This is a genomic window from Streptomyces sp. NPDC048606 (assembly GCF_040650855.1).
Taxonomy (GTDB): domain Bacteria; phylum Actinomycetota; class Actinomycetes; order Streptomycetales; family Streptomycetaceae; genus Streptomyces.
This window is the reverse complement of record NZ_JBEZIB010000018.1, coordinates 37538-57780: the sequence shown is the minus strand read 5'-3', so window position 1 is coordinate 57780 and position 20243 is coordinate 37538. Positions and strand designations below refer to the sequence as shown.

Here is a 20243-nt window from a genome sequence, read left to right as displayed (position 1 = left end):
CCACTAACTGGTCGACATAGGAGAGAGACTCGTGGACGACGTTCTGCGGCGTGCCCCGCTTTTCGCGGCGCTCGATGACGAGCAGGCCGCGGAGCTCCGCGCCTCCATGGGCGAGGTGACCCTCGCGCGCGGTGACGCCCTGTTCCACGAGGGCGACCCCGGCGACCGGCTGTACGTCGTGACCGAGGGCAAGGTGAAGCTCCACCGCACCTCCCCCGACGGCCGCGAGAACATGCTGGCCGTCCTCGGCCCCGGCGAGCTGATCGGCGAGCTGTCGCTCTTCGACCCCGGCCCGCGCACCGCCACCGCCACCGCGCTGACCGAGGTCAAGCTCCTCGGCCTGGGCCACGGCGACCTCCAGCCCTGGCTCAACGCCCGGCCCGAGGTCGCGACGGCCCTGCTGCGCGCCGTCGCCCGGCGCCTGCGCAAGACCAACGACCAGATGTCCGACCTGGTCTTCTCCGACGTCCCCGGCCGCGTGGCCCGCGCGCTCCTCGACCTGTCGCGCCGCTTCGGCGTCCAGTCGGAGGAGGGCATCCACGTCGTCCACGACCTGACGCAGGAGGAGCTGGCCCAGCTCGTCGGCGCCTCCCGCGAGACCGTGAACAAGGCCCTGGCCGACTTCGCCGGTCGCGGCTGGCTCCGCCTGGAGGCCCGCGCCGTGATCCTGCTGGACGTGGAGCGCCTCGCGAAGCGCTCGCGCTGACGCCTTCCGCCGAAGGGGTCCCGCCCGTACCGGGTGGGGCCCCTTCGGCGCGTCCCGGCCGGGCTCGACCGAAATTGCCGGCCGCCCCGGAGACCGGGAGGGCACAGTAGTGCCCATGGAACACAGAGGGTTGGACGCGTACGGGTACTTCGAACGGGAGGGGTCGCTCGGGCAGGTCCAGGCGGAGTTCGCCCCCGTCGTCGCGGCGGCCCGCGCCCGGATCGCCGAGGCCTACGGCCGCCGGCTGCACAGCGCCTACCTCTACGGTTCGATCCCGCGCGGCACCGCCCGCCCCGGGCGCTCCGACCTCGACCTCCTGCTGGCCCTGCACCGCGAACCCACCGACGAGGACCGCGACACCACCGAGGTGCTCGGACGGGGGCTCGACCAGGACTTCCCGCAGATCGACGGGGTCGGCGTCCTGCTCTACGGCAAGGACACCCTGATCGGCGAGCAGGAACGTTACGACCTGGGCTGGTTCCTGGCCTGCCTGTCCACGCCCCTGCTCGGCTCCGACCTGGCCGAGCACCTGCCCCGGTACCGGCCCGACAGCCTGCTCGCCCGCGAGACCAACGGCGACCTGGCCCTGGTGCTGCCGCGCTGGCGCGCCCGCTTCGAGGCCGCCTCGGACCCCTCCGAGTACCGCAGGATGAGCCGGTTCTTCGCCCGGCACCTGGTGCGCACCGGATTCACGCTGGTCATGCCCCGTTGGGTCGGCTGGACCAGCGACCTCACCGAGTCGGCGGAGATCTTCGGCCGCTACTACCCGCTTCGGGCGGAGCAGATGCGCGCCGCGGCCGCGGTGGCCCTGGCCCCGGTCGAGGACCCGGAGGTGATCCGGTCCTACGTCGAGGACCTCGGCCCCTGGCTCGCCGACGAGTACACGCTCCGGCACGGCACGAAGGCGCCGCGGCCGACCCACCAGCCCGCCTGAGGGCCGCCTGAGGCCCACCGGACCCCCACTGGGCTCGCGGCGGATCCGGCGGGGGGCTCCGTACGCCCTACGCGGTCCCGGCGGGCCGCGTCGGCTCCATCGCCTCGACGGCCTGCTTGGCCTCCACCAGGCCCGCGCCGGTGATCTCCCGGTAGACCTTGATCGCGGAGACGGCGCGGCCCTCGCGCGCCAGGGCGCGCACCCGGTCCATCCCGGCCGGCTCGGGCTCCTCGATGCCGAAGTGGTCCAGCACCAGCCCCAGACGGCGCTCCAGCCGGTCCGCGCGGTCCTGGAGGGCGCGCATCCGCAGGGTCACGGTCGAGGTGACCCAGCCGGCGGCGGCGAGCGTCGCGAGGAGCAGGTAGAGCGTGTTCATTCGGGTCCCCCGGGGATCAGTCCGTGATCGCGAAGGTACTCCAGCTGCGCCTGCACGGACCACGTCGCGGCGGGCCACAGCGAGCGGTCCACGTCCGCGTAGACGTGCGCGACGACGGCCTCGGGGGTGAGCAGTCCGTTCTCGACGGCCGTCTCGACCTGCGCGAGGCGGTGGGCGCGGTGGGCGAGGTAGAACTCGACGGCCCCCTGGGCGTCGTCCAGGACCGGCCCGTGCCCCGGCAGCACCGTGTGGACGCCGTCGTCGACGGTCAGCGAACGCAACCGGCGCAGCGAGTCCAGGTAGTCGCCGAGGCGGCCGTCGGGGTGCGCGACGACCGTGGTGCCGCGACCGAGGATGGTGTCGCCCGTCAGGACGGCCCGGTCGGCCGGCAGGTGGAAGCAGAGCGAGTCGGCGGTGTGCCCCGGCGTGGGGACCACCCGCATCTCCAGGCCTCCGACGCGGATCACGTCCCCGGCGGCCAGGCCCTCGTCACCGAGCCGCAGGGCGGGGTCGAGCGCGCGGACCTTCGTACCGGTCAGCTCGGCGAAGCGGCCCGCGCCCTCCGCGTGGTCGGGGTGGCCGTGGGTGAGCAGGGTCAGCGCGATCCGCTTGCCGGCCCGCTCGGCGGTGGCGACGACGGCCCGCAGGTGCGACTCGTCCAACGGGCCGGGGTCGATGACGACGGCCAGGTCGGAATCGGGCTCGGAGACGAGCCAGGTGTTGGTGCCGTCCAGGGTCATGGCCGACGGGTTGGGGGCCAGGACGTTGACGGCGCGGGCGGTGGCGGGGCCCGAGGAGACCATCCCGCGGGGCTGGCCGGGCAGGGCTGCGGCGTCGGTCATGCGGTGCCTCCCGGGCGGACGCGCTTGGTGAACTCGTCGTGCCCGGGCCAGCTCAGCACGAGCTCGCCGTCGACCAGCTCGGCCCGCGCCAGGACGGGAGCCAGGTCCTGCCCGGCCGCCGCCGACAGCGCGGCGGCGGCGCTCGCGTGGGGCTCCAGGGAGCGCAGGGTGGAGATGGTGGGCGGCATCATCAGCAGCTCGCCCTTGTCGTAGCCGGCGGCGGCGTCGGCGGGGCGGATCCACACGGTGCGGTCGGCCTCGGTGGAGGCGTTGCGGGTGCGCTGTCCCTCGGGCAGGGCGGCGACGAAGAACCACGTGTCGTAGCGGCGGGGCTCGAACTCGGGCGTGATCCAGCGGGCCCACGCGCCGAGCAGGTCGGAGCGCAGCAGCAGGCCGCGCCGGTCGAGGAACTCCGCGAAGGACAGCTCCCGCCCCACGAGGGCCTGCCGGTCGGCCTCCCAGTCGTCCCCGGTGGTGTCCCCGACGACGGTCCCGGGGGTGTGCCCCGCGAGCAGGACACCGGCCTCCTCGAAGGTCTCCCGGACGGCCCCGCACACGATGGCCTGGGCAGTACGGACGTCCGTGCCCAGGCGGGCGGCCCAGGCCTCCTGGTCGGGCCCGGCCCAGCCGATGCGGTGGTCCTCGTCGCGGGGGTCGACCCCGCCGCCGGGGTAGGCGTAGGCGCCCCCGGCGAAGGCCATGGAGGAGCGGCGGCGCAGCATGTGCACGACCGGGCCCGTCGGGGTGTCGCGCAGCAGCATCACGGTGGCGGCGCGCTTGGGTTCCACCGGGGTGAGCGCGCCGTCCGCGAGCGCGCGGATGCGGTCGGGCCACTCCGGTGGGTACCACTGGCCTCCGGCGGGCTGGGCGGACGACGACGGCTGACCGTGCTGACCATTCGGCATGGCCGGATGCTACGACCATCCGCCCCGATGTTCGAGGGCCCCCCGGCCGGCACCGCGGCCCCGGACCGCCACCCGGACACGACGGCGGCCCCGTCCCCGCCGGGGCGGGAAGGGGGCCGACCGTGCCGCGCACGGGTGCGGGGCGGGCGTCCGGGGTCAGGCGTCCGGGGTCAGCTCGACCTGGATCTCGACCTCGACGGGGGCGTCCAGCGGCAGGACCGCCACGCCGACGGCGCTGCGGGCGTGGACGCCCTTCTCGCCGAGGACCGCGCCCAGCAGCTCGCTCGCGCCGTTCAGCACGCCCGGCTGGGCGGTGAAGTCGGGGGCCGAGGCGACGAAGCCGACGACCTTCACGACGCGGGCGATCCGGTCCAGGTCACCGACGAGCGACTTGACGGCGGCCAGGGCGTTCAGCGCGCAGGTGGCGGCCAGCTCCTTGGCCTGCTCCGCCGAGACCTCCGCGCCGACCTTGCCGGTCAGCGGGAGCTTGCCCTGCACCATCGGGAGCTGCCCGGCGGTGTACACGTAGGCGCCCGAGCGCACGGCCGGCTGGTACGTGGCCAGCGGCGGGACGACCTCGGGCAGGGTCAGGCCCAGTTCGGCGAGCCTCGCCTCGACGACGCCGCTCATGCCTTCTCCCGCTTGAGGTAGGCCACGAGCTGCTCGGGGTTGTTCGGGCCGGGCACGACCTGGACGAGCTCCCAGCCGTCCTCGCCCCAGGTGTCCAGGATCTGCTTGGTGGCGTGCACGAGCAGCGGGACGGTCGCGTATTCGAACTTCTTGGTCATGGGAGCGAGCGTAGTACCTGGGGCGGCGGTCCTCGGACAGCCCCCGCGCGCTCGCCCGGGCGCCACACGGCCACCCGGCCCCACCGCGCCGCACGGGGAGGAATTAGGCTCGGGCGCTGTGAGCAGGCTCCAGGTGGTCAGCGGCAAGGGCGGCACCGGCAAGACCACGGTCGCCGCGGCACTCGCGCTGGCCCTCGCGCGCGAGGGCAGGCGGACTCTTCTCGTGGAGGTCGAGGGCAGGCAGGGCATCGCACAGCTTTTCGGCACGGAAGCGCTCCCCTACGAGGAGCGGAAGATCGCCGTCGCGCCGGGCGCGGGTGGGGGTGAGGTGTACGCGCTCGCCATCGACGCCGAACGGGCGCTGCTGGACTACCTCCAGATGTTCTACAAGCTCGGCTCGGCGGGCCGCGCGCTCAAGAAGCTCGGCGCGATCGACTTCGCGACGACCATCGCCCCCGGTCTGCGGGACGTGCTGCTGACGGGCAAGGCGTGCGAGGCGGTGCGGCGCAAGGACAAGGCCGGGCGGTTCGTCTACGACCACGTGATCATGGACGCGCCGCCGACCGGGCGGATCACCCGCTTCCTGAACGTCAACGACGAGGTGGCGGGCCTGGCCCGGTTCGGGCCGATCCACAACCAGGCGCAGGCCGTCATGAAGGTGCTCAAGTCCCCCGACACGGCGGTGCACCTGGTGACGCTGCTGGAGGAGATGCCCGTCCAGGAGACCGCGGACGGGATCGCGGAACTGGAGGCGGCGGGACTGCCCTTCGGCCGGGTCGTGGTCAACATGGTCCGCCCGCACCACCTGGACGAGGACACCCTGCGCGCCGCCTCCGACGAGCACCGGGCGGGGATCGCCCGCGCCCTGTCCCGGGCCGGGCTCGGCGGGTCCCGTCGGGGCGGTCCGGCGGAGCGGCTGGTGGAGCCCCTGCTGACGCAGGCGGCGGAGCACGCGAGCCGGGTGGAGCTGGAGCGGGAGCAGCGCGCGGTGCTGGCGGGGCTGCGCGTGCCGACGTACGAACTCCCCCTGCTCGGCTCGGGGATGGAACTGGCCGGGCTGTACGAGTTGGCCGCCGAGCTCCGCAAGCAGGCGGACGCCGATGAGTGAGGGTGTGGACATCGTGGGCCTGGACACGCCGCCGCGGCTGGCGGTCGACGCGCTGCTGGACGACCCGAAGACCCGGATCATCGTGTGCTGCGGGGCGGGCGGGGTCGGCAAGACCACGACGGCCGCCGCGCTCGGCCTCCGGGCGGCCGAGCGGGGCCGCAGGGTGGTGGTGCTGACCATCGACCCGGCGCGCAGGCTGGCCCAGTCGATGGGGATCGACTCGCTGGACAACGTGCCGCGTCGGGTGGCGGGCGTGAGCGGCGACGGCGAACTGCACGCCATGATGCTGGACATGAAGCGGACGTTCGACGAGATCGTCGAGTCCCACGCGGACGGCGAGCGGGCGCAGGCCATCCTCGACAACCCCTTCTACCAGTCCCTGTCGGCCGGCTTCGCGGGCACGCAGGAGTACATGGCGATGGAGAAGCTCGGGCAGCTGCGGGCCGGGGACGACTGGGACCTGATCGTCGTGGACACCCCGCCGAGCCGGTCCGCGTTGGACTTCCTCGACGCGCCGAAGCGGCTGGGGTCCTTCCTGGACGGGAAGTTCATCCGGGTGCTGATGGCACCGGCCAAGGTCGGCGGGCGGGCCGGGATGAAGTTCCTGAACGTCGGCATGTCGATGATGACGGGCACCCTGAGCAAGCTGATGGGCGCCTCGCTGCTGAAGGACGTACAGACGTTCGTGGCCGCGATGGACACGATGTTCGGTGGTTTCCGCACCCGCGCGGACGCCACGTTCCGGCTGCTCCAGGCACCGGGTACGGCCTTCCTCGTGGTCGCGGCCCCGGAGCCGGACGCCGTGCGCGAGGCGGCGTACTTCGTCGAACGGCTGGCCGCGGAGCGGATGCCGCTGGCCGGCCTGGTGTTGAACCGGGTGCACGGAAGTGACGCCGGTCAACTCTCGGCGGAGCGGGCCTTGGCCGCCGCCGAGAATCTTGAAGAGGGCGGCATTGTCGATCAGGAGTCCGGGAAAGCTGGACTTCGTGACACGGCGGACCCCACCGACGAGGCACCCCACGAGACCCCTGGAACCCCCGAAGAGGCACCCGAGGACGACGCGGTGACGATCGACGAGATCACCGCCGGCCTGTTGCGCCTGCATGCCGAACGGATGCAGGTGATCGCACGTGAACGACGCACGCGCGATCGGTTCACCTCGCTCCACCCCGAGGTGGCGGTGGCCCAAGTGGCCGCCCTGCCCGGCGACGTGCACGACCTCGCCGGGCTGCGGGCCATCGGAGAGCGACTCGCGGCCGGGGTACCGGCCGGAGCGTAGGAGTTCGTACGACGTGCGACGTGGCGGCGGTGTGCCGTCGCGTCGCGGCGCGTGGCGTCCGGGGGTTACCCGGCCGCCGCGTAGGTCTCGTACGGAACGTCAATCTCCGCGTCGACATCCACGGTGAGGATGCCCGTACTGCGTTCGTACTCCGTGCGGGCGGTTTCGAGCAGCCGTCGCCACGAGGTGACGGTGGGACGCCTGCGCAACAAGGCGCGACGTTCCCGCTCGGTCATTCCGCCCCATACTCCGAACTCGACACGATTGTCGAGCGCGTCGGCCAGGCACTCGGTCCGCACCGGACATCCGGTGCACACCGCCTTGGCCCTGTTCTGTGCCGCTCCTTGAACGAACAGTTCATCCGGATCGGTAGTGCGGCAGGCTGCCTGCGCACTCCAGTCGGTTACCCAGCCCATCCCGGCGCCGTCCTCTCCCGAATCGAGGCTCCCCCACGGCGGCATGCGGCATATTCACCGCTGCCAGTTGAGGACGTTACGGAAGGTGGGCACGGCGCAACACCCCCGACGGGCCCAATCTTGAATGGTCCGAACGGACTATGGGTAAGCGGCAGATCACCCGACGGAGTGATGCGACGACATGCCCGACCATTCCGGCGATTTGGGTGAAATCGGAAAGGCGCCGGTGGGAGGCCGTCAGAGTGACCGACGGGATTCGGACATGTGTCCACCCGATTCGGGAAGGGTGAAAATCAAGCCGAGGGGTTGATGCGGGGCCGCGCTGCTGTGACAGTTGGGGACAGCTTAGGCCAAGGCATTCGCGTGTGTCCGGCGAATGAGAACGTAGGCTGCCCTCCATGGGAAAGAAGCGCTCGGGCGGCGGGCTCACGGGGCCACAGCAGGCCGCCAAGTTCCTCGGGGTGTCCGTTCTCTCCGGAGTCGTACTCGCCGGCATCGCGATCCCGGGCGCAGGCGCGCTGGGGCTCGCGGCCAAGGGGACCGTCGAGGGTTTCGACGAGATCCCGGCCAATCTGAAGACTCCTCCGTTGAGCCAGCGCACCACGATCCTGGACGCGGAGGGTGGCCTGATCGCCACCGTCTATTCACGGGACCGCCAGGTGGTCCCGCTGACGGCGATCTCGCCGTACATGCAGAAGGCCATCGTCGCGATCGAGGACTCACGGTTCTACGAGCACGGCGCGGTCGACCTCAAGGGCATCCTGCGCGCGGTGAACCGCAACGCGCAGGAGGGCGGCGCGGCCCAGGGCGCGTCCACCCTCACGCAGCAGTACGTGAAGAACGTCTTCGTCGAGGAAGCGGGCGACGACGAGACGAAGGTGCGCGAGGCGCAGGAGAAGAGCCTCGGTCGCAAGATCCGCGAGCTGAAGTACTCGATCCAGGTCGAGGAAGAGCTCGGAAAGAAGAAGATCCTAGAGAACTACCTCAACATCACCTACTTCGGGCAGGCGGCGTACGGGATCGAATCCGCGTCCCAGCGCTACTTCAGCAAGCCCGCGAAGGACCTGACCCTGGAGGAGTCGGCGCTGCTCGCCGGCCTCGTGCAGTCGCCGAGCCGGTACGACCCGGTGAACGACGCGACCGAGGCGATGAAGCGGCGCAACATCGTCCTTCAGCGCATGGCCGACGTGAAGGACATCTCCCAGGCCGAGGCCGACGAGGCGAAGGCCAAGCCGGTCACGCTGAAGGTGACGCGGCCGAAGAACGGCTGCATCACCGCGGTCAAGGGCGCGGGCTTCTTCTGCGACTACGTCCGCGCCACCTTCCTCTCGGACCCGGTCTTCGGCAAGACCCGCGAGGAGCGGGCGAAGATCTGGAACCAGGGCGGCCTGACGGTCCGCACGACGCTGGACCCGCAGTCGCAGGACGCGGCCAACGCCTCGATCAAGGACCACGTGAACGAGGACGACTCGATCGCGACCGCCGTGACCATGGTCCAGCCGGGCACCGGCAGGGTCCTGGCGATGGGCCAGTCGAAGCCGTACGGCTTCGGCAAGAACGAGACGCAGATCAACTACTCCGTCGACAAGCGGATGGGCGGCTCCAACTTCGGCTTCCAGGTCGGCTCGACGTTCAAGCCGTTCATCGCGGCGGCGGCCATAGAGCAGGGCATGTCGCCGACGAAGGTGTACTCGGCGCCGAACAAGATGGAGTACCCGAGCCCGGTCTCGCGGTGCGACGGCACCAAGTGGCAGAACCTGGCCCTGGGCAACGGCAAGCTCCAGACCGCCGAGAACGAGACCGAGGACGAGGTCGGTCCGTACGCGCTGAAGACGGCGATGGAGAAGTCCATCAACACGTACTTCGTGCAGATGATCTCGGAGATCGGCCTCTGCCCGGTCACGGAGATGACGCAGAAGCTCGGCGTCGTCCCGGCCAGCGGCGTGAAGCTGCCGGAGGAGCCCTCGATCGCGCTCGGTTCCGCCGAACTGTCCCCGCTGACGATGGCCAACGCCTACGCCACCTTCGCCAACCGGGGCGTCTACTGCACCCCGATCGCCCTGGAGTCGATCACCGACGCCCACGGCAAGGCGCTCGCCGTGCCGAAGACGAAGTGCGACCGCGCGATGTCCCAGGACACCGCCGACACCGTCAACACCCTGCTGCGCGGGGTCGTCGACTCCGGTACGGGTGAGCGGGCCGGCCTGACCGACCGCGACAACGCGGGCAAGACCGGTACCACCGACAGCCGTTACAACGCCTGGTTCGTCGGCTACACGCCGAACATGTCCGGCGCGGTGTGGGTCGGCTCCGGCGGCGCGAAGAAGATCACGATGGAGAACATCACCATCGGCGGGGAGTACTACCCGAAGGTCTTCGGCGGTGGCCTGCCCGGCCCGATCTGGAAGGACGCCGTCTCGGGCGCCCTGTCCGGACGCGAGGCCCCGTCCTTCCACTCGGTCAGCATCCCGGAGCCCTCCGTTCCGGGCGGTGGCGGCGGAAACAACGGCGGCGGCAACGCCACCGGCGGGAACGGCAACGGCGGCAACAACGGCGGTCGGGGCAACACCCCCAACCCGCCGAACGTCCCGCACAAGCCCCAGAAGCCCGGCAAGCCCGGCGGGGACAACAAGCCCGGCGGTACGACCGGCGGCGCGGCCGGCGGCGGAACCCCGGGCGGAAGCACGGGCGGCAACACGGGCGGCGGCACGCCGACCAAGCCCATCCCGGAGATCCCGACGGACCCGGGCGGCATCGGCGGCGTCACGACGCCGTAGCGCGCGGCGCACGCGGAACGGGGGAGGCCCCGGCCGGATCACTCCGGCCGGGGCCTCCCCCGTTCTCGTTCCGTTCCCGTTCCCGCTCCCGTTAGGACAGTCGGCGCTTCACGGCGGCGGCGACCCGGCCGCCGTCCGCCAGACCCGCCACCTTCGGGTTCACGATCTTCATGACGGCGCCCATGGCGCGCGGCCCCTCGGCACCGGCGGCGCGGGCCTCCTCCACCGCCTGCGCGACGATCGCGTCGAGCTCGTCGTCACCGAGCTGCTTGGGGAGGTAGGCGTCGAGGAACTCGCCCTCCGCGGTCTCGCGGGCCGACTGCTCGGCGCGGCCGCCCTGGGCGAAGGCCTCGGCGGCCTCGCGGCGCTTCTTCGCCTCCTTGGCGATCACCTTGAGGACTTCCTCGTCGGACAGGACGCGCGCCTCCTTGCCCGCGACCTCCTCCTTGGTGATGGCGGAGAGGGTCAGGCGCAGCGTGGACGAGGCGAGTTCGTCGCGTGCCCTGATGGCGGTGGTGAGGTCGTCCTGGAGCTTGGCCTTGAGCGTGGTCATGCCCTTGAGTGTGCCAGGTGCGCGGCGGTCGGCGCCTTCCGGTTTTCCGGGTCTGCGACGATGGGGGCATGCGCGCGCGTTACGGAGTTCCCCTGAAGGTCACCGCTTCCCTCGCGGCCGTGGGGGCCGCCGGAGTGGCCTATGCCGCCGGCTTCGAGGCACGGTCGTTCCGACTGCGCCGGATCACGGTGCCCGTCCTGCCGGCGGGAGCGCGACCGCTGCGCGTGCTCCAGGTGTCGGACATCCACATGGTCGGCGGGCAGCGCAAGAAGCGCGCCTGGCTCCAGTCCCTGGCGGGCCTGCGCCCCGACTTCGTCGTCAACACCGGCGACAACCTCTCCGACACGGACGGCGTTCCGGAACTCCTCGACGCGCTGGGCCCGCTGATGGAGTTTCCCGGCGTGTACGTCTTCGGCTCCAACGACTACTACGGGCCCCGACTGCGCAACCCCGGCCGGTACCTGATCGAGAAGGCGCAGGGCCGGCACGGGCTCAACGGCAACAAGCCGGTCGTCGGCGCGGTCCACAACCCGTGGGAGGGCATGCGGGATGCCTTCGACGCCGCGGGCTGGCTGGACCTCACCAACACCCGGGCCCGGATGAAGGTGAACGGCATGGAGCTGGCGTTCACCGGACTGGACGACCCGCACATCAAGCGGGACCGCTACGAGCGCGTCGCGGGCGGTCCGGAGACGGACGCCGACCTCTCGCTGGCCGTCGTGCACGCCCCGTACCTGCGCGTGCTGGAGGCCTTCACCGCGGACCGGTACCCGCTGATCCTCGCCGGGCACACGCACGGCGGGCAGCTGTGCGTCCCCTTCTACGGGGCCCTGGTCACCAACTGCGACCTCGACACCAAGCGGGTGAAGGGGCTGTCCACCTACGAGGCCCAGGGGCACCGCTCCTACCTGCACGTCTCCGCCGGCTGCGGGACGAACCGCTTCACCCCGGTCCGCTTCGCCTGCCCGCCGGAGGCGACGCTCCTGACGCTGGCCCCCAAGGCCTGACCCCCTCCCGCCGGCCCCGCCGGGGCCCCCGCGAAAACCGGATTTCGTCTCCGGGCGCGGGTCGGCTAAAGTAATCGATGTCGCCAGGCAGCACGGCTGCGGGGCGGCGATCGGGGTGTAGCGCAGCTTGGCAGCGCGCTTCGTTCGGGACGAAGAGGTCGTGGGTTCAAATCCCGCCACCCCGACTTCGTAAGACCAGGTCAAGGGCTTGATCCGCATCGCGGGTCAGGCCCTTGAGTGGTTTCCGGGGGCTTTTTCGGGGGTTCTCGGGGGTGTGCTCCGGGTGCTTCGCTCGACGTGCGGAGCGGGGCGGGCGGTGCTGGAATGCCTGGGAGGGGCCGCCGGTCCTGGGCGAGGTGTGGCATGGGCGACGACGGCTCCCGTGAGCGGCGCGGCCGGTGGGGGCGCGCGCTTCCGCTCGTGGGCCACCTGCTGCGGAGCCTCGGTGCGGTCGTCCTGCTCACCGCGCTGTACTACCTGGCCCCGCTGGACTACGGGTTCGGGGTCGCCACCGTCGCCGGGTTGTTGGGCGGGCTCCTCGTCTTCGGATGGGTGGTCGTCCTCCAGGTGAACGCCATCGCCCGTTCGCGGTATCCGCGGCTGCGGGCCGTGGAGGCGCTGGCCACGGCCGTGCCGCTGTTCCTGCTGCTGTTCTCCGCGACGTACTTCCTGCTCTCCAGGAGCGCGCCCGAGGCGTTCACCGAGCCGCTCAGTCGCACCGACGCCCTGTACTTCACGATGACGGTGTTCGCGACGGTGGGCTTCGGCGACATCGTGCCGACGACCGGGGGCGGGCGGGTCCTGACCACCGTTCAGATGGCGGCGGACCTGATCGTCGTCGGGCTGGTCGCCAAACTCCTCTTCGGCGCGGTACGGATCGGCCTGTCCCGGCACACGCCCGGCGGGCCGGGAAGGAGCGACCCATGACCGCGGACCAGGGCGCGGAGGCGGGTGCGGGTGCGGTGGAGGGGCGGCCGGCGCAGCCCGTGCAGTCCGCCGAGGCCGATCGGCTGGGGGACATCCTGCGCTCCCCCGGCTATCTGAAGACCCTGGTCATCTGCGGTCTCGTCGGCATCCCGGTGTCGCTCGCGGCCTTCTGGTTCCTCGCCGGGATGCACTGGCTGGAGCACGCCCTGTGGGACGACCTGCCGCGCTCCCTCGGCTGGGACACCGCGCCCTGGTGGTGGCCGCTGGTGCTGCTCCCCCTCGCCGGCGTGCTCGTCGCCCTGGTCGCGCTCCGCCTGCCCGGCGGGGGCGGTCACATCCCGGCGGCCGGGATGGGCGGGGGCGCCACCCTGCCCATCGCGCTGCCGGGCGTGCTGCTCGCGGCGGCGGCGAGCCTGCCGCTCGGCGCGACGCTGGGGCCGGAGGCCCCGCTGATCGCCCTCGGCGGCGGGCTCGCGCTGATGTTCCGGGACCTGACGCGCTCCCCGGCGCCCAAGAGGACGGCCGTGCTGTTGGGCGCGGCGGGTGCCGGTGCGGCGGTTTCGGCCATTTTCGGCAGCCCGCTGATCGGCGCGGTGCTGCTCATCGAGATGGCCGGCATCGGTGGGCCGCAACTGTTCGCCGTGATGCTGCCCGCGCTGCTCTCCAGTGGCATCGGGGCGCTGGTCTTCACCGGGTTCGGGCACTGGACGGGGCTCCAGACACCCGGCCTGGCCATGAAGGTGACGGAGCCGTTCCAGCGGTTGGACGCGCTTGACGTGCTGTGGGCGCTGCCGATCTCCGTGGCGGTGGCGTTCGCGCTGCACGCGGTGATCGGAGGGGCCCGGCAGGTCGCGGTGTTCGTGTCCACGCGGACGGTCGAGCGGAGCCTGTTGTGCGCGCTGGGGGCCGGCGTGTGCGCGGCGCTCTACACGCTGCTCACCGACCGCAGCCCCGTCGACGTGGCCTCGTCCGGGCAGACGCTGATGTCCGGGCTGGTCACCGACCCGCGGGCCTGGGGGATCGGGGCGCTGGTCGGCGTACTGGTGTTCAAGGGGCTCGCGTACGGGCTCTGCCTGGGCACCCTTCGCGGTGGGCCGATCTTCCCCGCGCTGTTCCTCGGGGCGGCGGCGGGGCTGCTGTGCGCGCCGCTGCCGGGGTTGGGGATCGTGCCCGGGTTGGCGGTGGGGCTGGGCGCGGCGGCGGCCGGGGTGCTGCGGCTGCCGGTGAGCAGTGTGGTGCTCGTGGTGTTGCTGCTGGGCAGCACGGCCGCGGCGCCGTTGGTGATCCTGTCGGCCGTGGTCGCGTTCGTCACGACGGAGCTGCTGCCGGCGCACGGTCCGGTGCCGGCGCCGAAGCGGCGGGTGCGCGGGGCGGTCACGCGGCCTTGAGGGAGGCGGCGCCGAAGGAGACGTCGAAGCGGTCGCACCAGATGGTGACGCTGCCGTAGTCGGTCGGGTTCACGCCGGCGGGGAGGGCGTAGTTCTGGTCGCCCTTGTTGCCCTTGAGGCGGCCGAGGCTGACGTGGCGGCCGTCGTCGAACACGCGCCAGCCCGCCACGCCCTCCTTGACGGGGGCGTCGCTGAGCAGGACCCGTAGGTCGGGGCCGTTGCTGGTGTCCAGGCCCTCCAGGCGCAGGGTGTGCGAGCCGTCGGGGAGGCGGACGAGCCTCGCGGTGCCGGTGGTGGCGTGCTCGTGGCTGATGAAGGTGCCCTCGGCGACGGTCAGGGGGGCCGCGGGCGGTGCGGAGCCCGGCCCGGAGGGGCGTGCGGCGGGGGCGGTGGGCAGGGCCTCGGCGATGGTCGCGTCCTGCCAGAGCTTCCACGGCTGGAACCAGTACAGGCCGACCGCCAGTACGGCCACGGCGGCGAGGGCCGCGCCCGTCAGAATCGCGCCACGTCGCCTCGTCATCGCCATCGGGGGTTCCCCTTCTTCCGTTTCCCGCGTCAAGATCCTCACGGGAGATTCAAGCGCGGCGCGCGGCCCGGGGCCATGGCCGGCACGGTGACGGAATCCTTACGGCGGCCGCGGCGGGGTCGTGGCACGAAGTTGATGTCACGGGTGCAACAAGCTGACACCGATCTCCGTGGATGGGGCCGCGGGCCGCTGACAAGGTTGTTCCCACGGGCCAACAGCCCGGGAACCCACCGCTCTTCCACCCACGGAGACCACGATGAGCGTCAAGAAGATCAGCGCCGCCCTGCTGCCCGCCGCCGCCTTCCTCGTCCTGCTGGCCCCGGCCCAGGCCTCGGCGGCGCCCGCCTCGCAGCCGGCCGCCGCCTCGCAGCCGGCCGCCGCCGCGCAGAAGCCCTGTCCGACGACCACCCCGATCCCGCTCCCCGACCTGCTGCCCGACACCCTGAAGCGGGCGCTCCCGCAGCTGCCGGTGAAGCCGCGCTGCGTCAACGGCTGGCAGTGAGGGCCTCGATGAACGAACGGCTACCGGGCGAGGTCGTCCTGGTCCGGGCCGGGCCCGAGGGGGCGGCGGCGGAGAGCACCGTGATGCGGCTCGTGGCCCTGCTGCCCGCGCGGTGGACGTTCTCCCAGCGGGTGACCGACGACCGGATCACGATGCTGATCGACACCTCCGCGGACACCCCGGCGGCGGCGCGGACCGAGGCGGTCCGGGACTGGCTGGCCCGGACGCTCGCGGACGGGTCCCTGCGCGGGTGGCGCGCGGAGGATCCGTAGGGGCTCCCGAGCCCGTCGGGTCCCCTCAGATCCAGCCGCGTTCGCGTGCGAGCAGCGCGGCGTGCGGCCGGCTGCCGGCGCCGAGGATGCGCAGCACGTCGGCGACGTGGCGGCGGTAGGTCCGCACGGAGATGTCGAGGTTGCGGGCGCCCGTCTCGTCCTTGCCCACGCGGCACATCTCTTCCATCACCCGGCGTTCGATCTCCGACAGCACCTGCGCGGAGTCCGAACCGTCGTCGGTGAGCACGGCCAGGTCGACGGCCTGGTCCCAGATCTTCTGGAAGAGGGCGAGGATGTTCGACACCAGACCGGCCTGCTGCGTGAGCAGTGCGCCGCGGGAGGTGTCGGCCGGGTCGACGGGAACCAGCGCGGTCTGCCGGTCGTAGACGAGGATCCGCTCGGAGAAGCTCTCGGCGACCCTGATCGAGGCCCCCTGCGCGGTGAGTTCGCGCAGGTAGGCGACGGTCGGCGGGTGGTCCAGCGCCTCCTGGAGGACCACGCTGCGGATCCGGACGCCGCGGCGCAGGCAGCGGGCGTCGAGGGGGCGCGCGTGGACGATGTTGTCGGGGGTGAGCGCCGAGTAGGGCTCCACCGACAGGATCTCCTCGCGGGCGAAGAAGGCGAGGTCGTCGATCCGGTCACGGATCTGGGGCAGCGATTCCAGCCGCTCCACGCCCTGGGGGGCGAGGGACCGGGCGCCCTGTTCGGCCTTGAGTTCCGCGATCAGGTGGCGGGTCCGGGTGACCTGTTGGAGTTGCTCGTGCAGGACGCGGAGCCGGTGGTCGGTCAGCCGGCCGACGGCCGTCTCGGGGTCGGCGGCGTAGATCCCGGCGCGGTCGCCGTGCAGCAGGCCCAGGTGGACCAGCCGCTCCTGGCCGGTTTCGACCTCCTCCCGGGGCGCGTGGAGGAGGACGTGGATGTCCTCACCGAGCGTGCCCGGGTTGCGGAGGAAGTGGCGGTATATCCGCTCCTCCGTCGCCGATAGTCCGAGTATGTGCAGGCTGGTGCCGTCCACTATTGCCCCCGCAGGCCGTGCCGATGTTCGCCGCTCGGCATGGGTCATATGCCGTGCGATCTCGCGTACTGAGAGGAACAGTAATGCCAAGGTAAAAAGCGGAGTCCGGCGTAGTGGCCGAAAGTGACCTGAATCATGAACCTTCCACGGGGGAAGCTACTTTGAAGCCATTGACTGAGAACCACCTTTTGGACTTTTCCTCCCTCACGGGGCGTGAGGTGGAAGTGCTCCTGCTGTTGGCGTCCGGGGAACAGAACCGCCGGCTCGCGCGCCACCTCGGCATCGCGGAGCGCACCATCCGGGCCCACACGGCCAGCATCGTGCGCAAGCTGCGCCTGAAGTCGCGGTTCGAGGCAGCGCTCGTCGCCCACCTCTACGCCGACGACATCAGGGACGCGATGGCCTCGGCGGATCGCGGCGCGGCCACTGCCGCCGCCGCCTGATCCTCCGAAGCGCGCCGTCGACGCCGTCGACGCCGTCGACGCCGTCGATACCGCTGACACCGCTGATACCGCCCGGCGAAAGCCGAGAGGCCCCGACCGGTCCACCCGGTCGGGGCCTCTCGCGTCCTCCGTGCCCGTCGGGCTACGGCAGCGCGCTGGTCACGCCGTCGACGATCATCATCCACATCGGCTGGCCGCCCGTCCCGAAGGCCGAGGCCAGCGCGTACCCGATCGCCGCGTCCGCGGGCCGCAGTTCCACGCCCTCCTGCCACTCGGCGAGCACCAACTCGTCGCCGTCGGAGGAGAAGTCGCCGAGGTGGACCCCGTCGCGGGTGAGTCGGCTGCTCGGCACCGAGTCCGGGACCAGCCGGTAGTCCGCGCCGCCGTACGCCACGTCCACCCGGTACGAGCGCCGGCTCAGGGACCCCTTGGCGGGCTTCAGCGCGACCCGCTCGCCGTCGACGCGCAGGGTGAGGAAGGCCGGGTCGCGGGTGCCGATGGCCGTCTGCGGGTCCACCTCCGACGCGGGGTCGCGCTCCAGGGTCACCCGGGGGATCTGCTCGCCCTCGACCAGGAGGAACTCCTGGCCGTCCTGGCGGACCGTGATCGCGCCGAAGCGGGTGTCCTCGATGGGGGTCGGGTTCCGGTCTGCGTCGTTCATGCGTCAAGTCCTTCGGTGCGGGTGGGACGGGTGGTACGGGTGGTACGGGTGGTACGAGCGGCACGGATGGCGCCCATCAGGAGGCCACCGGGCCGGCGGAGCGGGTACGGGGCCGCGCGCGGGCGGCCCCGTACCCCTCGCGCGGCCCGGGTCAGCGGGCCCCGGCCAGCTGCGTCGCGGCCAGCTCGCGGTAGGCGTCGTTGCGCTCCAGCAGCTCCCCGTGCGGGCCGTGGTCACCGACCCGGCCGTCGTCGAAGAGGATCAGCTGGTCGGCGGAGGTCACCGTGGACAGCCGGTGCGCGATGAGGAGCACCGTGCAGTTCTCGGCGGCCTGCTCCACGGTCTTGCGCAGGGCGATCTCGCTGAGCCCGTCGAGGTGGGCGGTGACCTCGTCCAGCAGCAGCACCTGGGGCTTGCGGAGCAGGGCCCGCGCGATGGCGAGGCGTTGCCGCTCGCCTCCGGAGAGGGCGAGGCCGCGCGCGCCGACCGCGGTGTCGAGTCCGTCCGGGAGCCCGGCGACGAACTCGTCGAGGAGGGTCTTGCGCAGCACCTCGGCGATGTCCTCCGCGGAGGCGTCGGGGGCCGAGTAGAGGAGGTTCTCGCGCAGGGTTCCCGCGAGCATCGGGGAGTCCTGTTCGACGTAGGCGATGCGGCGGCGCAGGTCGGCCCGGCTGAGGGTGCGGATGTCCGTACCGTCGAGGCGGATGCTGCCGGCGTCCGTGTCGTAGAAGCGCTGGATCAGAGAGAACACCGTGGTCTTTCCCGATCCGGAGGAGCCGACGATCGCGGTGACCGCGCCGGCGGGCGCGGTGAAACTGGTCCCCTTCAGGGTAGGCGTACGCCCCTCGTAGGCGAACTCCAGCCCCTCCACGACCACTTCCGGAGGCGGGCCGGAGGGCCGCGCCGGGGTCAGGTCCACGTCGTCCTCGGTCTCCATCTCCCGGACCTCCTCGATGCGCGCGAGCGCGCCGAGGCCCTGCTGGAGGGCGGTGGTGCCGGAGACCAGCGACAGGATGGGCCCGCCGAGGTTGAACAGGTAGAGCAGGAAGCCGATCAGGGCGGCCAGGTCGAGCGTGCCGGTGGCGACGAGCGCCCCGCCGAAGCCGATGACCGCGAGGAAGGAGGCCTGGACGACGAGGCCGGCCAGGACGGCGATCATCGCCTGGTAGCGGGCGCCCACCAGGCCGGCCCGGTACGCCCGCTCGGCGGCGGCCTCGGCGCGTTCGGTCTCCTTGGCCTCGCCGCCGTTCGCCTTGACGGTGCGGGCGGCGCCGAGCGCCCGGTCCAGCGCGGCGCCGATCGCGCCGACGGACTCCTGGGCCTCGGTGGTGACGCGCCGGATGCGCGGCATGACCACACCCATCGCGACGCCGACCACCAGCAGCACCACCGAGGTGATGCCCAGCAGCGGCAGGCTCATGACACCCATCAGCACGATGGTGGCGACGAGGTGGATCGACCCGTCGACGAGCTGGATCATCCCGCCGGTGGCGGCGTGCTGGACCAGGGTGCTGTCGGAGGTCACGCGGGTGGTGAGGCCGCCCGGTTCGGTGCGGTCGAGCTCGCTGGTGCGCAGGCGGATCAGGCGGGCGATGAGGCCGCGCCGTACGTGAAGGACCACGCGCTCGGCGGTGCGCTCGCTCAGCCACGCCTGCCCCCACATGAGGGCGATGGACAGCACGAGCAGGCCGACCAGGAGCAGGATCTCGTCGCGCAGCCCGGCGCCCGTCATCAGGTTCCCGAGGACCTTCTGGATGACCATCGGTTGGGCCAGGCCGGCGGCGCTGGCCAGCAGGGTGAGGAGCAGCACCACCAGTAGAACACCGCGGTGCGGTCGCGCGTACGAGAGCAGCGCGCGCAGCGCGGGCCGCTCAGCCTTTTCGGCCTTGGGCCGATCCGATTCAGAAGTGTTCACACACGTATTTCTAATGCTCCGCGCGGGCGGGCGGAATTGACACTTGCGGCAATGCCGCAAGTGCCGGTGCCCGCCCCGCGGCGCCCGCCGGACCCCCCGGGAAAGCGGGCGCGGCCGGCGCGGCCGGCGCATCGAACCGGCATTGCCGCCTGCGGAGTTGACGGTGTGGTCAATGCCGCAAGTGGCAATGGCGCGCGACTTCTCCACCGGGTCAATATCGATGTGTCCCCAGCGGACACCGGCCGCCGGTCAGGCGGATCCGGCACATTCCCCGCGATTTCTTCGAGGAGCCTCACCATGCAGAACGTCAGCGAGAAGGACCTGTTCGACGGCTACACCGCCTACACCTCCGCCGAGGAGCTGGGCCTGCACGACGGCAACACCGCCGGCCCGGCCTTCAGCCCCACCGTGCCGTGGGCGATCCAGGCCACCGTCATCACCGCCCGCTCCTCGCAGGCCTGCGCCTCCGCCCTCGGCTCGCTCGCCGCGAAGACCGTCGAGAAGAAGTGCTGATCCGAGCCACTCGGCAGTACCCCCGGTCATCCCGGTAGTTCCGGGAATCCCGGTAATCCCGGCGATCCCGCGCACCGCGGTCATCCCGGTACGACCAACACACCACGAGAACAAGGGAATCACCATGCAGAACGTCAGCGAGAAGGACCTGTTCGACGGCTACACCGCCTACACCTCCGCCGAGGAGCTGGGCCTGCACGACGGCAACACCGCCGGCCCGGCCTTCAGCCCGACCGTGCCGTGGGCGATCCAGGCCACCGTCATCACCGCCCGCTCCTCGCAGGCCTGCGCCTCCGCCCTCGGCTCGCTCGCCGCGAAGACCGTCGAGAAGAAGTGCTGATCGAAGCGTGACTTCCGGGGACCGGCCGGTTCCCGCACGACGCACCGTCG

General features: G+C 72.0%; 24 protein-coding genes and 1 tRNA gene. 14 read left to right on the top strand and 11 right to left on the bottom strand.

Translation table 11 applies throughout. The features are described from left to right. Positions 1–31 precede the first annotated feature (31 nt). Both AB0D01_RS20480 and AB0D01_RS20475 read left to right on the top strand, forming a co-directional pair. Positions 32–706 (top strand): Crp/Fnr family transcriptional regulator, encoded by a 675-nt coding sequence (locus tag AB0D01_RS20480; RefSeq protein WP_003981529.1) that lies wholly within the window; start codon positions 32–34, stop codon positions 704–706. A gap of 115 nt (positions 707–821) precedes the next feature. After that, positions 822–1640, top strand: a complete 819-nt coding sequence (locus tag AB0D01_RS20475; RefSeq protein WP_363057171.1) for a nucleotidyltransferase domain-containing protein — start codon at positions 822–824, stop codon at positions 1638–1640. Between the two features lie 67 nt (positions 1641–1707). On the opposite strand, the gene AB0D01_RS20470 is transcribed toward AB0D01_RS20475, so the two are convergent. From AB0D01_RS20470 to AB0D01_RS20450, 5 genes are all read right to left on the bottom strand, one after another. After that, entirely contained in the window at positions 1708–2016 is a 309-nt protein-coding gene (locus AB0D01_RS20470; RefSeq protein WP_363057169.1) for a ribosomal protein L7/L12, read from the bottom strand. Beyond that, positions 2013–2858, bottom strand: coding sequence for an MBL fold metallo-hydrolase (locus AB0D01_RS20465; RefSeq protein WP_363057167.1), 846 nt, complete (start codon positions 2856–2858; stop codon positions 2013–2015). The genes AB0D01_RS20470 and AB0D01_RS20465 overlap by 4 nt, the downstream gene beginning before the upstream one ends. Next, the gene (locus AB0D01_RS20460) at positions 2855–3763 is read right to left on the bottom strand and encodes an NUDIX hydrolase (RefSeq protein ID WP_363057165.1); all 909 of its coding nucleotides are present in this window, start codon (positions 3761–3763) and stop codon (positions 2855–2857) included. Before AB0D01_RS20460 ends, AB0D01_RS20465 begins: the two co-directional genes overlap by 4 nt. A 156-nt stretch (positions 3764–3919) precedes the next feature. Further along, positions 3920–4393, bottom strand: a complete 474-nt coding sequence (locus AB0D01_RS20455; protein ID WP_363057163.1) for a RidA family protein — start codon at positions 4391–4393, stop codon at positions 3920–3922. Beyond that, positions 4390–4551, bottom strand: a complete 162-nt coding sequence (locus AB0D01_RS20450; RefSeq protein WP_007264966.1) for a DUF4177 domain-containing protein — start codon at positions 4549–4551, stop codon at positions 4390–4392. Before AB0D01_RS20450 ends, AB0D01_RS20455 begins: the two co-directional genes overlap by 4 nt. Before the next feature lie 118 nt (positions 4552–4669). Here AB0D01_RS20450 and AB0D01_RS20445 point away from each other — a divergent pair, with 118 nt between their 5' ends. Continuing rightward, positions 4670–5659, top strand: coding sequence for an ArsA-related P-loop ATPase (locus AB0D01_RS20445; protein WP_363057161.1), 990 nt, complete (start codon positions 4670–4672; stop codon positions 5657–5659). Continuing rightward, positions 5652–6938, top strand: a complete 1287-nt coding sequence (locus tag AB0D01_RS20440) for an ArsA family ATPase (RefSeq protein WP_363057159.1) — start codon at positions 5652–5654, stop codon at positions 6936–6938. The genes AB0D01_RS20445 and AB0D01_RS20440 overlap by 8 nt, the downstream gene beginning before the upstream one ends. A gap of 65 nt (positions 6939–7003) precedes the next feature. On the opposite strand, the gene AB0D01_RS20435 is transcribed toward AB0D01_RS20440, so the two are convergent. Beyond that, positions 7004–7354, bottom strand: a complete 351-nt coding sequence (locus AB0D01_RS20435; RefSeq protein WP_030299276.1) for a WhiB family transcriptional regulator — start codon at positions 7352–7354, stop codon at positions 7004–7006. A 398-nt stretch (positions 7355–7752) separates the two neighbouring features. Here AB0D01_RS20435 and AB0D01_RS20430 point away from each other — a divergent pair, with 398 nt between their 5' ends. After that, entirely contained in the window at positions 7753–10131 is a 2379-nt protein-coding gene (locus AB0D01_RS20430; protein WP_363057157.1) for a transglycosylase domain-containing protein, read from the top strand. Between the two features lie 91 nt (positions 10132–10222). Here the strand turns inward: AB0D01_RS20430 and AB0D01_RS20425 are convergent, their stop codons facing one another. Next, positions 10223–10684: a GatB/YqeY domain-containing protein gene (locus AB0D01_RS20425; protein WP_363057155.1), complete on the bottom strand. Its 462-nt coding sequence runs from the start codon at positions 10682–10684 to the stop codon at positions 10223–10225. Between the two features lie 68 nt (positions 10685–10752). On the opposite strand from AB0D01_RS20425, the gene AB0D01_RS20420 reads away from it, so the two are divergent. From AB0D01_RS20420 to AB0D01_RS20405, 4 genes are all read left to right on the top strand, one after another. Next, entirely contained in the window at positions 10753–11691 is a 939-nt protein-coding gene (locus AB0D01_RS20420; RefSeq protein WP_363057153.1) for a metallophosphoesterase, read from the top strand. 111 nt (positions 11692–11802) lie between these two features. Beyond that, positions 11803–11876 (top strand) — tRNA-Pro (locus tag AB0D01_RS20415). Positions 11877–12054: 178 nt separating this feature from the next. Continuing rightward, positions 12055–12618: a potassium channel family protein gene (locus tag AB0D01_RS20410; RefSeq protein ID WP_363057151.1), complete on the top strand. Its 564-nt coding sequence runs from the start codon at positions 12055–12057 to the stop codon at positions 12616–12618. Then, positions 12615–14006 carry a chloride channel protein gene (locus AB0D01_RS20405; RefSeq protein WP_363057149.1) on the top strand — a complete coding sequence of 464 codons (1392 nt, stop codon included), beginning with the start codon at positions 12615–12617 and terminating at the stop codon, positions 14004–14006. The genes AB0D01_RS20410 and AB0D01_RS20405 overlap by 4 nt, the downstream gene beginning before the upstream one ends. Here AB0D01_RS20405 and AB0D01_RS20400 read toward each other — a convergent pair. After that, entirely contained in the window at positions 13993–14532 is a 540-nt protein-coding gene (locus AB0D01_RS20400; protein ID WP_363057147.1) for a DM13 domain-containing protein, read from the bottom strand. The two genes, AB0D01_RS20405 and AB0D01_RS20400, sit on opposite strands and share 14 nt — an antisense overlap. A 256-nt stretch (positions 14533–14788) precedes the next feature. Here AB0D01_RS20400 and AB0D01_RS20395 point away from each other — a divergent pair, with 256 nt between their 5' ends. After that, a complete protein-coding gene (locus AB0D01_RS20395) occupies positions 14789–15034 on the top strand; it encodes a hypothetical protein (RefSeq protein WP_363057145.1) in 246 nt (81 codons plus the stop codon). An 8-nt stretch (positions 15035–15042) separates the two neighbouring features. Then, entirely contained in the window at positions 15043–15306 is a 264-nt protein-coding gene (locus tag AB0D01_RS20390) for a hypothetical protein (RefSeq protein ID WP_363057143.1), read from the top strand. A 25-nt stretch (positions 15307–15331) separates the two neighbouring features. On the opposite strand, the gene AB0D01_RS20385 is transcribed toward AB0D01_RS20390, so the two are convergent. Next, complete coding sequence (locus tag AB0D01_RS20385; protein WP_363057141.1) at positions 15332–16321, bottom strand: helix-turn-helix transcriptional regulator; 990 nt, start codon at positions 16319–16321, stop codon at positions 15332–15334. 161 nt (positions 16322–16482) lie between these two features. Between AB0D01_RS20385 and AB0D01_RS20380 the strand changes: the two genes are divergently transcribed. After that, positions 16483–16764, top strand: coding sequence for a LuxR C-terminal-related transcriptional regulator (locus AB0D01_RS20380; protein WP_363057139.1), 282 nt, complete (start codon positions 16483–16485; stop codon positions 16762–16764). 142 nt (positions 16765–16906) lie between these two features. Here the strand turns inward: AB0D01_RS20380 and AB0D01_RS20375 are convergent, their stop codons facing one another. Together AB0D01_RS20375 and AB0D01_RS20370 are read right to left on the bottom strand one after the other, a co-directional pair. Next, positions 16907–17425, bottom strand: a complete 519-nt coding sequence (locus AB0D01_RS20375) for a hypothetical protein (RefSeq protein ID WP_363057137.1) — start codon at positions 17423–17425, stop codon at positions 16907–16909. Between the two features lie 151 nt (positions 17426–17576). After that, positions 17577–19340: an ABC transporter ATP-binding protein gene (locus tag AB0D01_RS20370; protein ID WP_363057135.1), complete on the bottom strand. Its 1764-nt coding sequence runs from the start codon at positions 19338–19340 to the stop codon at positions 17577–17579. A gap of 297 nt (positions 19341–19637) precedes the next feature. Here AB0D01_RS20370 and lxmA (AB0D01_RS20365) point away from each other — a divergent pair, with 297 nt between their 5' ends. Together lxmA (AB0D01_RS20365) and lxmA (AB0D01_RS20360) are read left to right on the top strand one after the other, a co-directional pair. Next, positions 19638–19853 carry a lexapeptide family class V lantibiotic gene (lxmA, locus tag AB0D01_RS20365; protein ID WP_363057133.1) on the top strand — a complete coding sequence of 72 codons (216 nt, stop codon included), beginning with the start codon at positions 19638–19640 and terminating at the stop codon, positions 19851–19853. A gap of 124 nt (positions 19854–19977) precedes the next feature. Continuing rightward, the gene (gene lxmA / locus AB0D01_RS20360; protein ID WP_363057133.1) at positions 19978–20193 is read left to right on the top strand and encodes a lexapeptide family class V lantibiotic; all 216 of its coding nucleotides are present in this window, start codon (positions 19978–19980) and stop codon (positions 20191–20193) included. The last annotated feature ends 50 nt before the right edge of the window (positions 20194–20243 follow it).

Coding starts and splice junctions, on each gene's coding strand:
- lxmA (WP_363057133.1), top strand. CDS start 19,638: ATGCAGAACGTCAGCGAGAAGGACCTGTTCGACGGCTACACCGCCTAC.
- AB0D01_RS20440 (WP_363057159.1), top strand. CDS start 5,652: ATGAGTGAGGGTGTGGACATCGTGGGCCTGGACACGCCGCCGCGGCTG.
- AB0D01_RS20390 (WP_363057143.1), top strand. CDS start 15,043: ATGAACGAACGGCTACCGGGCGAGGTCGTCCTGGTCCGGGCCGGGCCC.
- AB0D01_RS20430 (WP_363057157.1), top strand. CDS start 7,753: ATGGGAAAGAAGCGCTCGGGCGGCGGGCTCACGGGGCCACAGCAGGCC.
- lxmA (WP_363057133.1), top strand. CDS start 19,978: ATGCAGAACGTCAGCGAGAAGGACCTGTTCGACGGCTACACCGCCTAC.
- AB0D01_RS20475 (WP_363057171.1), top strand. CDS start 822: ATGGAACACAGAGGGTTGGACGCGTACGGGTACTTCGAACGGGAGGGG.
- AB0D01_RS20455 (WP_363057163.1), bottom strand. CDS start 4,393: ATGAGCGGCGTCGTCGAGGCGAGGCTCGCCGAACTGGGCCTGACCCTG.
- AB0D01_RS20375 (WP_363057137.1), bottom strand. CDS start 17,425: ATGAACGACGCAGACCGGAACCCGACCCCCATCGAGGACACCCGCTTC.
- AB0D01_RS20420 (WP_363057153.1), top strand. CDS start 10,753: ATGCGCGCGCGTTACGGAGTTCCCCTGAAGGTCACCGCTTCCCTCGCG.
- AB0D01_RS20470 (WP_363057169.1), bottom strand. CDS start 2,016: ATGAACACGCTCTACCTGCTCCTCGCGACGCTCGCCGCCGCCGGCTGG.
- AB0D01_RS20425 (WP_363057155.1), bottom strand. CDS start 10,684: ATGACCACGCTCAAGGCCAAGCTCCAGGACGACCTCACCACCGCCATC.
- AB0D01_RS20435 (WP_030299276.1), bottom strand. CDS start 7,354: ATGGGCTGGGTAACCGACTGGAGTGCGCAGGCAGCCTGCCGCACTACC.
- AB0D01_RS20465 (WP_363057167.1), bottom strand. CDS start 2,858: ATGACCGACGCCGCAGCCCTGCCCGGCCAGCCCCGCGGGATGGTCTCC.
- AB0D01_RS20460 (WP_363057165.1), bottom strand. CDS start 3,763: ATGCCGAATGGTCAGCACGGTCAGCCGTCGTCGTCCGCCCAGCCCGCC.
- AB0D01_RS20410 (WP_363057151.1), top strand. CDS start 12,055: ATGGGCGACGACGGCTCCCGTGAGCGGCGCGGCCGGTGGGGGCGCGCG.
- AB0D01_RS20450 (WP_007264966.1), bottom strand. CDS start 4,551: ATGACCAAGAAGTTCGAATACGCGACCGTCCCGCTGCTCGTGCACGCC.
- AB0D01_RS20405 (WP_363057149.1), top strand. CDS start 12,615: ATGACCGCGGACCAGGGCGCGGAGGCGGGTGCGGGTGCGGTGGAGGGG.
- AB0D01_RS20395 (WP_363057145.1), top strand. CDS start 14,789: ATGAGCGTCAAGAAGATCAGCGCCGCCCTGCTGCCCGCCGCCGCCTTC.
- AB0D01_RS20400 (WP_363057147.1), bottom strand. CDS start 14,532: ATGGCGATGACGAGGCGACGTGGCGCGATTCTGACGGGCGCGGCCCTC.